The organism is Pseudomonas sp. ADAK13 (assembly GCF_012935715.1).
In the GTDB taxonomy this organism is placed as follows: Bacteria; Pseudomonadota; Gammaproteobacteria; order Pseudomonadales; family Pseudomonadaceae; genus Aquipseudomonas.
In genome coordinates, this window is record NZ_CP052860.1 from 6,716,075 (window position 1) to 6,728,519 (window position 12,445).

Sequence of the window (12,445 nt, forward strand, 5' to 3'; positions counted from 1 at the left end):
CAGTGGAACAACAATAAATAATCACTGTGAGGGCTACCCAAATGTCAGAACACGCTCAACCCCTGGACCCGGCGCTCGGCGCACGCTCGAGCAACGACACACAGAAAGTCATCTTCGCCTCCTCCCTCGGGACGGTGTTCGAATGGTATGACTTCTTCCTCTACGGCGCCCTCGCGGCGGTGATCAGCAAGCAGTTCTTTGCCGGGGTCAACGACACCACGGCGTTTATCTTCGCCCTCATGGCCTTCGCCGCCGGTTTTGTGGTGCGCCCGTTCGGTGCGCTGGTGTTCGGTCGGCTGGGTGACATGATCGGACGCAAGTACACCTTCCTCGCCACCATCATCCTGATGGGCCTGGCCACGTTCTGCGTGGGCCTGCTGCCAACCTACTCAAGCATCGGCATCGCCGCCCCGATCATCCTCGTGGCGCTGCGCATGCTCCAGGGCCTGGCGCTGGGCGGTGAGTACGGCGGCGCAGCCACCTACGTGGCCGAGCACGCCCCGGCGGGCAAACGGGGCTTTCACACCAGCTGGATTCAATCCACCGCGACCCTCGGCCTGCTGCTGTCGTTGCTGGTGGTGCTGGCGTGCCGTTACTTCACCGGAGACCAATTCGAAGTGTGGGGCTGGCGCCTGCCGTTCCTGCTGTCGATCGTGCTGCTGGGCATCTCCACCTGGATCCGCCTGAGCCTGCACGAGTCGCCGGCGTTCCTGAAAATGAAAGAGGAAGGCAAGGCCAGCAAGGCGCCAATCCGCGAGTCCTTCGGCAAATGGGAAAACCTCAAGATCGTGCTGATTGCGCTGTTCAGCATCAACGCCGGGCAAGCCGTGACGTTCTATGCGGCGCAATTTTATGTGCTGTTCTTCCTCACGCAGTTTCTGAAGATGGACCCGGCCCTGGCCAACATGCTGCTGATCATCAGCGTGGTGATCGGTGCGCCGTTCTTTATCTTCTTCGGCTGGCTCTCGGACAAACTGGGGCGCAAGCCGGTGTTGATGGTCGGCCTGCTGCTGGCCACCGCGTTGTACTTCCCGATCTTCAAGGGCCTGGCGCACTACACCAACCCGGCGATGGACCACGCGAGCCGCCAGTCGCCGATCACCGTGCTGGCCGACCCGGCCACCTGCACCTTCCAGTTCGACCCGGTGGGCAAGGCGCGTTTTGACAGCCCGTGCGACAAGGTCAAGACCTTCCTGGTGAAACAGGGCCTGCCATACGAAAGCGCCGCCGCCCCGGCTGGCAGCGCGGTGCAGGTGAGCGTAGGTGATGTGCGTATCGACGGTTACGACGAAGCTGCCCTGAAAGGCGCCGTGACCCTGGCGGGCTATCCGCAGTCGGCTGACGTGGCGCAGGTCAACAAAACCATGGTGGTGGTGCTGATCGTGGCACTGATCCTGATCGCCGCCATGTGCTACGGCCCGCTGGCGGCGCTGATGGTTGAACTGTTCCCGACACGCATCCGCTACACCTCGTTGTCGCTGCCGTACCACATCGGGAATGGCTGGTTCGGTGGCTTCCTGCCAACCGTGTCATTTGCGCTGGTGGTGTACACCGGGGATATCTTCTATGGCCTGTGGTACCCGGTGGTGATCACCGGGGTGAGCCTGATCGTGGGGCTGATTTGCCTGAAAGAGACCAAGAACGTCGATATCGACAATAACTGAGTCTGCCGTCGCTGCCGGTCGCCCGACCGGCAGCGCAACCTTTTGCTGTACATCCATACAGATAAAGGTTGATCAATTCCCTTCTGTTGCGCATCCTGCTCCCCATTCAATTGCGTAGCGAATGTGGTGACCATGCGGCTGTTCCTCTGTGAAAAACCGTCCCAGGCCAAGGATATCGCCGCCGTGCTCGGCGCGACCCGGCGTGGCGACGGTTGCTGGCTGGGTGCAGGCGTTACCGTGACCTGGTGCATCGGCCACCTGCTGGAAACCGCCCCGCCCGACAGCTACGACGCCAAGTACAAGCGCTGGGTGCTGGCTGACCTGCCGATCATCCCCGAGAAGTGGAAAATGCTGGTCAAGCCCAAGACCGCCAGCCAGTTCAAGGCAGTCAAGCGCCTGCTGGGGGAAGCCCAGGAACTGGTGATCGCCACGGATGCCGACCGTGAAGGCGAGATGATCGCCCGGGAGCTGGTGGAGCATTGCCGTTATCGCGGTCCTATCCAGCGGCTGTGGCTCTCGGCACTCGATGACGCGTCGATCCGCAAGGCCCTGGCCTCGTTGAAGCCCGGCACCGAAACCTTCAGCCTCTACCATTCGGCCCTCGGCCGTTCCCGCGCAGACTGGTTGATCGGGATGAACATGAGCCGGCTGTTTACCCTGCTGGGTCGTCAATCCGGTTATCAGGGGGTGTTGCCGGTCGGCCGGGTGCAAACCCCGACCCTGCGCCTGGTGGTCGACCGCGACCGCAGCATTGCCGACTTCGTACCCATCGCGTATTGGGCCATCGATGTGGACCTGCTCCACGACAACATCACCTTTACCGCGCAGTGGCGCGCCACCGACGATGCCTGTGACGACCAGGGCCGTTGCCTGAATCCGCAACTCGCCCGGGACGCAGCCGACGCCATGGGCAATGCCGCCAGTGCGCGGCTGGTGAAGCTGCGCACCGAACGGATGCGCGACGTCGCGCCCCTGCCCTTCGACCTCGGCACCTTGCAGGAAATCTGTTCGAAAAAACTCGGCCTCGGCGCCCAGGAAACTCTGGATATTGCCCAGTCGCTGTACGAAACCCACAAGGTCATCACTTACCCGCGCAGCGATTGCGGCTACCTGCCACTGAGCCAGCACGGCGACGCGCCGAACATTCTCGCGGCGCTGGGTCGCGCCGACCCGGCAGTCAACGCGTTGATGCCGCACATGGACCCTACGCGTCGCTCCCGGGCCTGGAACGACGCCAAGGTCAGCGCTCACCACGGCATCATCCCCACCGGCGCGGGCAAGGACCTCGGGCAACTGACGGGGAAGCATCGCGCCGTGTACACCCTGATTCGTGCCCGCTACCTCGCGCAGTTCCTGCCCAACCACGAATACGACCGCACCCAGGCAGACTTCGACTGCGCCGGTGAAGCCTTGCGGGCTGTCGGTAAGGTCATCGTCGAGCCCGGTTGGAAACGCGCCTTGCCGGAAGCGCTGGCGCCGGCCAAGGGCCGCGAAGCGCCTGCGCCGCAGCCCTTGCCGAAACTGGTTCAAGGCCAGGACTACGCCGTGGCCAAGGTCAACCTCAAGGACCTGTGGACCCAGCCACCCAAGCCCTTCACTGAGGGTGACCTGATCAAGGCAATGAAAAACGTCGCCAAACTGGTGGAAGACCCGCTGCTCAAGCAAAAACTCAAGGACACCACCGGGATCGGCACCGAAGCCACCCGGGCCGGGATCATCCAGGGCCTGCTGGATCGCGGTTACCTGGTGAAAAACGGCAAGGCGCTGTCGGCAACCCCTGCCGCGTTCAGCCTGATCGATGCGGTACCACGGGCAATCGCCGATCCCGGCACCACGGCTATCTGGGAACAGGCGCTGGACATGGTGCAAAGCGGTGAGATGAGCCTGGAAGAGTTCGTCGCCAAACAGGCGGCGTGGATGAGCAAACAGGTCACCCGCTGCACCGGCATGCGCCTGACCATCAGTGGCCCCGCCAGCCCGGCAGGACGGGGCGCCACACCGTGGAAAAACAAGCGCAAGCCGGCCAAGCGTAAGACCGCCGCCAGCCCGAAACGCGCGGCAAAACCGGCAAACAAGGGGTGACACGCAGTAAAAGTCGCGACAATGACGTTTTTCGAGCAGATATACGCCGCTTTGGACCTTGCCCTGCCGTGAGCCGTCTAGGATTCTGTAGGGACTGCTAACCTCCCAACAATAACAACACCGGAGTGGCCTCCATGAAAACCGTTGCCCAAGTGTTAAAGTCCAAAGACCAGCAAAACCAGCAAGTCCATACCATCCCCCACGACCATACGGTGTTCGAGGCGCTTATCGTGATGGCGTCGAAAAACGTCGGGGCCCTGCCGGTGCTCCAGGACGGGAAGGTGGTGGGCATCATCAGCGAACGAGACTACGCCCGTAAGGTCATCCTCCATGGATTGTCCTCGGTGGCAACCAAAGCCCACGAGATCATGAATTCACCGGTGATCACCGTCGACACTCACCAAACTGTCGAGACCTGCATGACTATCATGACTGACCGACATCTGCGGCACCTGCCTGTGGTGGAGAACGGCGAGCTGCTTGGCTTGCTGTCCATCGGCGACCTGGTCAAGGAAGCCATTGCCGAACAGGCCGACCTGATCAAACAGCTGGAGCAGTACATTCGCGGCGAATAATCATTGGGGACCCCATGCTCGATACCCTGCAACATCCGGTCGATGACCACCTCGACAGCCTGCACCGGGCCATGGCCGAACGACGCTTCCTGGTGCTCACCGGTGCGGGTATCAGCACCTCGTCGGGCATTCCCGATTACCGCGACAGCGAAGGTGTGCGCCGGGGCAAGGCGCCGATGATGTACCAGGAGTTTCTGGCCACCCCGGAGGCACGCCGCCGCTACTGGGCCCGGGCGATGCTCGGCTGGCCGAGGGTGCGTATCGCGCAGCCGAACGCCGCGCACATCGCCCTGGCTACCTTGCAGCAGCGCCAGCGCATTACCGGGCTGATCACGCAGAACGTCGACACCCTGCACGACCAGGCTGGCAGCCATGATGTGATCGAACTCCACGGCAGCCTGCACCGGGTGCTGTGCCTGGATTGCCAGCAAACCAGCGAGCGGGATCTGATCCAGCATCAAATGGAGACCGAAAATCCCTACCTGGCGGGAGTGGACGCGGTCCAGGCGCCAGACGGCGATACCTTGCTGGACCCGGCCTTTGAAGGGCGCTTTCAGGTGCCCCGCTGCCCGCACTGCGGCGGGCAACGGCTGAAGCCGGACGTGGTGTTTTTCGGCGAGAACGTCGCCCAGGGCACCGCAGCCAAGGCGATGGCGGCCGTGAACGACGCTGAAGGACTGTTGGTGGTGGGATCGTCGTTGATGGCTTATTCAGCGTTTCGCCTGTGCAAGGCGATGGTTGAGCAGGGTAAGCCGGTGATTGCCATCAACCTGGGCAAGACCCGGGGCGATGAGTTGCTGCAGCTGAAGATCGAAGCCTCCTGCGAGCGTTTGTTGCCTCTGCTGGTAGAACGCCTGGGCTAACACGCCCCCCCTGGTGAGAGGAGTTGTCTGTGGTGAGGGAGCTTGTCTGTGGTAAGGGGGCTTGTCTGTGGTGAGGGGGCTTGCCTGTGGTGAGGGGGCTTGCCCCCCGTTGGAGTGCGCAGCGCTCCCGCTTTTCTTAGGGCCGCTGCCCAGCCCAACAGGTGACAAGCCCCCTCACCACAGCAAGCTCCCTCGCCACTAAGAACCACCAAACCCCTCGACCAACCCGCACAAAAAATGACGCCCAAGTCACGGTTTCCGGCTTCAGCCCCGCCCTGCAAGGATTTATGTAGTGCTCAAAAATAATCACTACATAATCGTTGACGTAACCATTTTGTAATTGCATGATTCAAGCGTCTCCCGGATCGGGAGCGTTGGTAACAAGCGTTTTGAACAAGCTCGTCTGACCGCCGAGCTGTTTTTCCCGGATGTGCACTGCCCACAAGGCAGATTGATGAAGCTGACCGGCCCGAAAGGATCGGTACAAGGAGCTCAAACGCTGCTTGTCTTCGTTATGAAACCATTGCGTAGCAGGTCATCAGCAAGACTACATGCATCAGGTTCAAGACCCTGCCCGTATTCGGCAGACAGTCGCTGACGCCCGGTTTTCTGAGCCGGAGACAACTTAGTAGTTTTAACGGATCAACTAAAGATCGCCAACTGGTCAAGGGGCTTACACATGAATCTGAACAACCAACCAACTATCGATGAATTGGCTGAGATGTTCGCAGCGCAGAAAGACACGCTCGACGACCATATCCTCTGGATTGGTAAATCGGGCCAGGTCCATATTGACTGCCTGGCGCCCCACACCGTGGAAGAAGAGTTCGACAGGAATAACCGTGAACTGGCAGCGCGCCTGAAGATGTACCGCCGCGGCCAGGGTTATGTCGGCAAGAAAGCCGCCGCCGATCGCAACTTTATCGAGCAGGTCTTTCATACACTTAATACCGAGTGGCAGAACCTCAAAGGCCATTCGCAAGTTAAAGTGATCGACAGATACTGCTGATAACTACGCACTTATCACTTAAGCCTGCTCGCTTAAACGAGCAGGCTTTTTTATTGTCGGTCGTTATTGCAACAACGCCGGAAAACGCCCCTTCCCCGCTTCATCCCGAAAAATATCAAACATGGCCTGGGCCGCCGCCGAAAGTTCGTGCCCCGGCTTGGTCAATACACCAATCGGTCGTTCAATCACCGGTTCGCTCAACGTGATGCAGTGGGCGCCCGCCTCCTGCATTTGCCGCGCGCACAACGCCGGCACCGCACTCACGCCCAACCCACTGGCGACCATCTTGCCCACCGTCGCCAATTGATGGCTCTCCAGCGCCACGGGCAGCTTCATCTCCCGTGCCTTGAGGTGTTCTTCCAGCATCACCCGCACCGTGGACGGTCGCTGCAACGTGATAAACGGTTGTTCGAGCAGGGTTTGCCAGTCGATATCAGACCTGCGCGCCAACGGCGAGTCACCGGGCACGACCGCCACAAAGCGGTCTACATACAGCGGCGTAAACGCCAGCGAAGCGCTTTCCGAAGGCTCAAACGCCACGCCCAACTCCACCTGGCGATCCCGGACCATCTCCAGGACCTGTTCGTTGATCACGTCATTCACCGTGACATTCACCTGGGGATAGCGCGCCCGGAAAATCTTCAGGATTGGCGGCAGCAAATTGCCCGCAAACGACGGCATTGCCGCCACCGTCACCCGCCCGCGCTGCAAGGTGAAACGCTGGCGCAACTCATCCTCGGCATTGTCCCAATCGGCGATCAGGCGCCGGGCCAGGGGCAACAGGGATTCGCCTTCGGGGGTCAGCGCAACATTGCGCGTATTGCGGCTGAACAAGCGCCCGCCGAGGCCCTCTTCCAGGCCTTTGATGGTCAGGCTCAAGGCCGACTGGGAAAGATGCAGGCGCTCACAGGCCGCCGCAAAACTGAGGGTCTGGGCCACGGCAAGAAAGGCACGCATCTGTTTAACTGTCATGAAGCTTCTCCCAACGGCTGGCGACTGTGCTGTTTTTTAAATCAATCAACCTTAAAAAACAACTTAACAAATCAATCCGTCGGCGCAACACTCGGCTCATATGGCTGGCCCACAAACAATAAAAGAGGTGCATATGGCAGGTTTCGATAAACGCGTAGCGTCCTATGAAGAGGCGCTGGCAGGCCTGGAAGACGGCATGACGGTTCTGGCCGGTGGCTTTGGCCTGTGTGGCATCCCGGAAAACCTCATTGCCGAAATCAAGCGCAAAGGCACCCGCAACCTGACCGTGGTTTCCAACAACTGCGGCGTTGACGGCTTCGGCCTGGGGCTGCTGCTGGAAGGCAAGCAGATCAGCAAGGTCTTCGCCTCCTACGTCGGTGAGAACGCGCTGTTCGAGAAGCAACTGCTCAGCGGCGAAATCGAAGTGGTCCTCACCCCCCAAGGCACCCTCGCCGAAAAACTGCGCGCAGGCGGTGCCGGCATTCCGGCCTTCTTCACCGCCACCGGCGTGGGCACGCCCGTCGCCGAAGGCAAGGAAACCCGTGAATTCAACGGCCGCCCGTACCTGATGGAAGAGTCCATCACCGGTGACTTCGCCATCGTCAAAGGCTGGAAAGCCGACCACTTCGGCAACGTGATCTACCGCCACACCGCCCAGAACTTCAACCCGCTGGCGGCCACCGCCGGCAGGATCACCGTGGTCGAAGTCGAAGAAATCGTCGAACCGGGCGAGCTGGACCCGGCGCATATCCACACCCCAGGGATCTACGTCGACCGGATCATTTGCGGCACCTTCGAGAAGCGCATCGAACAGCGCACCCTCCGCAAATAATCCACCAGCCCAAATAATAAGGAGACAAGCAATGGCTCTTACCCGCGAACAAATGGCTCAACGCGTCGCCCGCGAAATGCAGGACGGTTTCTACGTCAACCTCGGTATCGGCATCCCGACCCTGGTGGCCAACTACATCCCCGAAGGCATGGAAGTGATGCTCCAGTCGGAAAACGGCCTGCTGGGCATGGGTCCGTTCCCGACGGAAGAAACCATCGACGCCGACATGATCAACGCCGGCAAACAGACCGTCACTGCACGCATTGGCGCATCGATTTTCTCCTCGGCCGAATCCTTCGCGATGATTCGTGGCGGCCACGTCGACCTGACCGTGCTCGGTGCCTTCGAAGTCGACGTGCAAGGCAACATCGCCTCGTGGATGATTCCCGGCAAGCTGGTCAAGGGCATGGGCGGCGCGATGGACCTGGTGGCCGGTGCCGAGAACATCATCGTGATCATGACCCACGCCTCCAAGGACGGTGAATCCAAGTTGCTCAGCCGCTGCAGCCTGCCGCTGACCGGCGCCAATTGCATCAAGCGCGTGCTGACGGACCTGGCCTACCTGGAAATCGAAGATGGCGCTTTTGTCCTCAAGGAACGCGCACCTGGCGTCAGTGTTGAAGAGATCGTCAGCAAGACAGCCGGTAAACTGATCGTCCCGGACCACGTTCCAGAAATGCACTTCCAGTGAGGACAGATTCCATGCAAGACGTCGTGATTGTTGCTGCCACCCGCACCGCCGTGGGCAGCTTTCAAGGTTCGCTGGCGAGCATCCCGGCCCCGGAGCTGGGCGCCGCAGTGATCCGTCGCCTGCTGGAGCAGACCGGCATCGACCCAGCGCTGGTGGATGAAGTGATCCTTGGCCAGGTGCTCACCGCAGGCAGCGGCCAGAACCCGGCCCGCCAGGCGTCGATCCTCGCCGGCCTGCCCCACGCCGTACCGGCCCTGACCCTGAACAAGGTCTGCGGCTCGGGCCTCAAGGCCCTGCACCTCGGCGCGCAAGCGATCCGTTGTGGCGACGCCGAGGTGATCATCGCCGGCGGCATGGAGAACATGAGCCTGGCACCGTACGTATTGCCGGCCGCCCGCACCGGCCTGCGCATGGGCCACGCCAAGATGATCGACAGCATGATCACCGATGGCCTGTGGGATGCGTTCAACGACTACCACATGGGCATCACCGCCGAGAACCTGGTGGACAAGTACGGCATCAGCCGTGAAGCCCAGGACGCCTTCGCCGCCGCCTCCCAGCAAAAAGCCACGGCAGCCATTGAAGCCGGGCGTTTCAGCGATGAGATCACGCCGATCCTGATTCCCCAGCGCAAGGGCGACCCGATTGCCTTCGCGGTGGACGAACAGCCACGCGCCGGCACCACCGCCGAAGCCCTGGCCAAGCTCAAGCCGGCCTTCAAGAAAGACGGCACCGTGACCGCTGGCAATGCGTCCAGCCTCAACGACGGCGCGGCCGCCGTGCTGCTGATGAGTGCCGCCAAGGCCAAGGCCCTGGGCCTCCCGGTACTGGCACGCATCGCCAGCTACGCCAACGCCGGTGTCGACCCTGCAATCATGGGCATTGGCCCGGTATCGGCCACCCGCCGCTGCCTGGACAAAGCCGGCTGGAGCCTGGGCGACCTGGACCTGATCGAAGCCAACGAAGCCTTTGCCGCACAGTCACTGGCGGTGGGCAAAGAGCTGGAATGGGATGCAGCCAAGGTCAACGTCAATGGCGGCGCGATTGCCATCGGCCACCCGATTGGCGCGTCAGGCTGCCGCGTGCTGGTGACCCTGCTGCATGAAATGATCAAGCGTGACGCGAAGAAAGGCTTGGCCACCCTGTGCATCGGTGGTGGTCAGGGTGTAGCGCTAGCGCTTGAGCGCAGCTGATTTCCAAGAGCAACAGGGAGAAGGCCCGGCTGTGGCGAGGGGGCTTGTCCCCCGTTGGGCTGCGTAGCAGCCCCACTACATTGACCTTGGTGGTTCAGGTAGAACTTCATCGCGGGTTTTAGGGGCCGCTGCGCGGCCCAACGGGGGACAAGCCCCCTCGCCACAGGACTGCGATCGGTCAGTCCCGCGCCTGGGGCACCGCGAACACCGCGTTCGCGCGTACCACCACCTTCTCCCCCACCTGCACACTGACCGTGGCAAACGCCATCTGCCGCCCGCGCTTGTGATGCTCCAGCCGCACCTCGATCCATTCGCCCACCTGCACGGCGCCCAGGTAATCCAGGGTCATGCTCGCGGTAATCAATGGCAACGGCGGTTCGCTGGAAAATGCCATGGCGTAACCCATGCCCACATCCGCCAGGGTGGCCAACACGCCACCATGCACGGTGCCACGCCCGTTGGCGTGGCGGTTGTCGGCGCGCAGGCCGATCTCCAATTGCAGCCCTTCGCCCCGGCAGTAAACCGGCCCCAGCAAATCCAGCAATGGGCTGCTGCGACGCAGCGCGGTAAAACCTTCAGGGATGGCATGGGCGGTCATGGCGGAGTCTTCCTTGGGATCAAACGTCATGTGTAACTCACGCTCCCCCCCTCGGCCACCAAGATCAGAGCCGCAAATCCCTTACGATAAGCCTATCGCTTCATACAGCGCTGATAACGCTCATCCACGCGCTTGGCGAACCAGGCCGTGGTCAGGTTGCGGGTAATCTTCGGGCTTTTCAGCACGATGCCCGGCAGGATTGCCCGCGGCACCGGTTTGCCGGCGGCCTTGTCGGCCAGGGCAAACACACGCTGGTACAGGGTGGTGTCTTCAAAATCCAGGCGCTCGCCCTGCTCCAGCTGACTGCGGATGCTCGGGTTGCGCATGTCCAGTGCCTTGCCCAGGGAGCGTACTGCCAGTTCGGTGGTGCCTGGCAGGAACGAGCCGTAGTTGATCAGGTCACCGTCCAGCGCCAGCGTGGTGCCCGAGACCCGACTGACCGCTGCCTGGAATGCCGCATTACGGCTGGCGTACCAACCGGCGTTGAAGTCGGCGAAGCGGTACAGCATCTGGTCATAGTGCACCGGGTAGCCCAGCAAATGGGTGATGCCAAAGTACATGCCACCTCGGCGAGTAAACACTTCCCGACGGATGCTGCCATCCACGGTGTAGGGATAATCCCGGGCCTGCTTCTGTGCAAAGTCGATGCTGACCTGCATCGGCCCGGCGGTGTGCACCGGGTTGAAACCGCCAAACAAGGTATTGCCCAGCGGCACGACGCTGATGAAGTCGTCAAAGATCCCACTCAGGTCCCTCTCGGTACGCGCAGCACTCAGGCGCTCGGCGTAGGACTTGCCCGTGGGCGAGCGCAGTTGCAGCGCCGTGCGCACCAGCACCGCCGGCACGTGGACTTTAGCGGCGCGGCGCAGGATTTCGTCCTGGGCGATCTTGCCCATGTTCGGCACCGGCGGGTCGACCTGATAGGTGGACTCCTGCTCGGTCACGGCCAGCACCGCGCAGATGTTTTCGGTGCCGGGGTAGATGTTCTGCGTGTTGAAGGCGGTGTAGATGTCCTGGGCCCAGCCGTTGCGGTCCGACACACTGGTGGGCATCAGCCGCACGATCTGCGCCTTCACCTCGGCTTCGCTGCGCTCGGGCAATTGCTCGGTGCGGTGGCTGGAGCAGCCAGCCAGCACCAGCAAGGTGGTGAGGCACAGGATCAGGCGGGATGAATGCATGGGGCTTCCTTGGGCGACGATGGGACAGTCTTGGCAGATATCGACCGATAAGTCTAACCGGGGTTCGCCGACCTGCTGCACTCGCCAATAAATGCAGAACATGAAAGGATCAGGCACCCGTCGTTCCTACAAGGAGTTTGAATGCCATGCTCAGCCTGAACTTCCTCATCACCTGCCTGATCGTCGTGCTGATTCCGGGCACCGGCGTGATCTTCACCGTGTCCACGGGCCTTACCGCTGGCAAGCGCGCCAGCGTATTCGCGGCGCTGGGCTGCACCGCAGGGATTGTCCCGCACTTGCTGGCCTCGGTACTTGGCCTGTCGGCCCTGCTGCACACCAGCGCCTTGGCGTTCGAAGCCCTGAAGTATGCTGGCGCCGCCTACTTGCTGTACCTCGCCTACGCCACCTGGCGGGACCGATCGGCCTTTGCCATGAACGACACACCGACGATTTCCAGCGCCCGCAGCCTGATGGTACGGGGCCTGTTGCTGAATATCCTGAATCCCAAGCTGACGATCTTCTTCCTCGCGTTCCTGCCGCAGTTCGTCACCCCGGGCGCAAGCGCACCGGCCTTGCAAATGCTGTTGCTGAGCAGTGTGTTCATGGCAATGACGTTTGCGGTGTTTGTGATTTATGGCCTGCTGGCCAACGTGTTCCGCCGTGCGGTGATCGAGTCGCCACGCGTACAGAACTGGCTGCGCCGCAGTTTTGCGGCGACGTTTGCGGGGTTGGGGCTGAACCTGGCGTTTGCACAGCGGTAAGTCACCGGGCAGCAGATATCGGCTTTT

The 12,445-nt window shown here is 61.6% G+C and carries 12 protein-coding genes; 9 read left to right on the plus strand and 3 right to left on the minus strand.

Features of this window, described 5'->3' with window-relative positions:
- Window positions 1-41 precede the first annotated feature (41 nt).
- The 5 genes from HKK54_RS31040 (at window position 42) to HKK54_RS31060 (ending at window position 6,193) form a co-directional block, all read left to right on the plus strand.
- Entirely contained in the window at window positions 42-1,664 is a 1,623-nt protein-coding gene (locus HKK54_RS31040) for an MFS transporter (RefSeq protein ID WP_010172258.1), read from the plus strand.
- A gap of 132 nt (window positions 1,665-1,796) precedes the next feature.
- Window positions 1,797-3,746 (plus strand): DNA topoisomerase III, encoded by a 1,950-nt coding sequence (locus HKK54_RS31045; protein WP_169388963.1) that lies wholly within the window; start codon window positions 1,797-1,799, stop codon window positions 3,744-3,746.
- 134 nt (window positions 3,747-3,880) lie between these two features.
- Entirely contained in the window at window positions 3,881-4,321 is a 441-nt protein-coding gene (locus HKK54_RS31050; RefSeq protein WP_010172262.1) for a CBS domain-containing protein, read from the plus strand.
- A gap of 14 nt (window positions 4,322-4,335) precedes the next feature.
- A complete protein-coding gene (locus HKK54_RS31055; protein ID WP_169388964.1) occupies window positions 4,336-5,184 on the plus strand; it encodes an NAD-dependent protein deacetylase in 849 nt (282 codons plus the stop codon).
- A gap of 679 nt (window positions 5,185-5,863) precedes the next feature.
- The gene (locus HKK54_RS31060; protein WP_003211618.1) at window positions 5,864-6,193 is read left to right on the plus strand and encodes a hypothetical protein; all 330 of its coding nucleotides are present in this window, start codon (window positions 5,864-5,866) and stop codon (window positions 6,191-6,193) included.
- Window positions 6,194-6,256: 63 nt separating this feature from the next.
- Here HKK54_RS31060 and HKK54_RS31065 read toward each other — a convergent pair whose 3' ends face one another.
- The gene (locus tag HKK54_RS31065; protein WP_169388965.1) at window positions 6,257-7,165 is read right to left on the minus strand and encodes a LysR family transcriptional regulator; all 909 of its coding nucleotides are present in this window, start codon (window positions 7,163-7,165) and stop codon (window positions 6,257-6,259) included.
- Between the two features lie 133 nt (window positions 7,166-7,298).
- On the opposite strand from HKK54_RS31065, the gene HKK54_RS31070 reads away from it, so the two are divergent.
- From HKK54_RS31070 to HKK54_RS31080, 3 genes are read left to right on the plus strand one after another with little or no spacing between them, the layout of a single operon-like run.
- Window positions 7,299-7,997 carry a CoA transferase subunit A gene (locus tag HKK54_RS31070; protein ID WP_008435892.1) on the plus strand — a complete coding sequence of 233 codons (699 nt, stop codon included), beginning with the start codon at window positions 7,299-7,301 and terminating at the stop codon, window positions 7,995-7,997.
- Window positions 7,998-8,028: 31 nt separating this feature from the next.
- Window positions 8,029-8,688 (plus strand): CoA transferase subunit B, encoded by a 660-nt coding sequence (locus HKK54_RS31075; RefSeq protein ID WP_010172271.1) that lies wholly within the window; start codon window positions 8,029-8,031, stop codon window positions 8,686-8,688.
- Window positions 8,689-8,699: 11 nt separating this feature from the next.
- Window positions 8,700-9,881: an acetyl-CoA C-acetyltransferase gene (locus HKK54_RS31080; protein ID WP_169388966.1), complete on the plus strand. Its 1,182-nt coding sequence runs from the start codon at window positions 8,700-8,702 to the stop codon at window positions 9,879-9,881.
- A 178-nt stretch (window positions 9,882-10,059) separates the two neighbouring features.
- Here the strand turns inward: HKK54_RS31080 and HKK54_RS31085 are convergent, their stop codons facing one another.
- Both HKK54_RS31085 and HKK54_RS31090 read right to left on the minus strand, forming a co-directional pair.
- Window positions 10,060-10,479: a PaaI family thioesterase gene (locus HKK54_RS31085; RefSeq protein ID WP_010172275.1), complete on the minus strand. Its 420-nt coding sequence runs from the start codon at window positions 10,477-10,479 to the stop codon at window positions 10,060-10,062.
- 92 nt (window positions 10,480-10,571) lie between these two features.
- The gene (locus tag HKK54_RS31090; protein ID WP_169388967.1) at window positions 10,572-11,657 is read right to left on the minus strand and encodes a DUF1615 domain-containing protein; all 1,086 of its coding nucleotides are present in this window, start codon (window positions 11,655-11,657) and stop codon (window positions 10,572-10,574) included.
- A 146-nt stretch (window positions 11,658-11,803) separates the two neighbouring features.
- Here HKK54_RS31090 and HKK54_RS31095 point away from each other — a divergent pair, with 146 nt between their 5' ends.
- Window positions 11,804-12,418 (plus strand): LysE family translocator, encoded by a 615-nt coding sequence (locus HKK54_RS31095; protein ID WP_010172279.1) that lies wholly within the window; start codon window positions 11,804-11,806, stop codon window positions 12,416-12,418.
- Window positions 12,419-12,445 lie beyond the last annotated feature (27 nt).

Coding starts and splice junctions, on each gene's coding strand:
- HKK54_RS31075 (WP_010172271.1), top strand. CDS start 8,029: ATGGCTCTTACCCGCGAACAAATGGCTCAACGCGTCGCCCGCGAAATG.
- HKK54_RS31090 (WP_169388967.1), bottom strand. CDS start 11,657: ATGCATTCATCCCGCCTGATCCTGTGCCTCACCACCTTGCTGGTGCTG.
- HKK54_RS31060 (WP_003211618.1), top strand. CDS start 5,864: ATGAATCTGAACAACCAACCAACTATCGATGAATTGGCTGAGATGTTC.
- HKK54_RS31095 (WP_010172279.1), top strand. CDS start 11,804: ATGCTCAGCCTGAACTTCCTCATCACCTGCCTGATCGTCGTGCTGATT.
- HKK54_RS31040 (WP_010172258.1), top strand. CDS start 42: ATGTCAGAACACGCTCAACCCCTGGACCCGGCGCTCGGCGCACGCTCG.
- HKK54_RS31065 (WP_169388965.1), bottom strand. CDS start 7,165: ATGACAGTTAAACAGATGCGTGCCTTTCTTGCCGTGGCCCAGACCCTC.
- HKK54_RS31080 (WP_169388966.1), top strand. CDS start 8,700: ATGCAAGACGTCGTGATTGTTGCTGCCACCCGCACCGCCGTGGGCAGC.
- HKK54_RS31070 (WP_008435892.1), top strand. CDS start 7,299: ATGGCAGGTTTCGATAAACGCGTAGCGTCCTATGAAGAGGCGCTGGCA.
- HKK54_RS31050 (WP_010172262.1), top strand. CDS start 3,881: ATGAAAACCGTTGCCCAAGTGTTAAAGTCCAAAGACCAGCAAAACCAG.
- HKK54_RS31085 (WP_010172275.1), bottom strand. CDS start 10,479: ATGACCGCCCATGCCATCCCTGAAGGTTTTACCGCGCTGCGTCGCAGC.
- HKK54_RS31045 (WP_169388963.1), top strand. CDS start 1,797: ATGCGGCTGTTCCTCTGTGAAAAACCGTCCCAGGCCAAGGATATCGCC.
- HKK54_RS31055 (WP_169388964.1), top strand. CDS start 4,336: ATGCTCGATACCCTGCAACATCCGGTCGATGACCACCTCGACAGCCTG.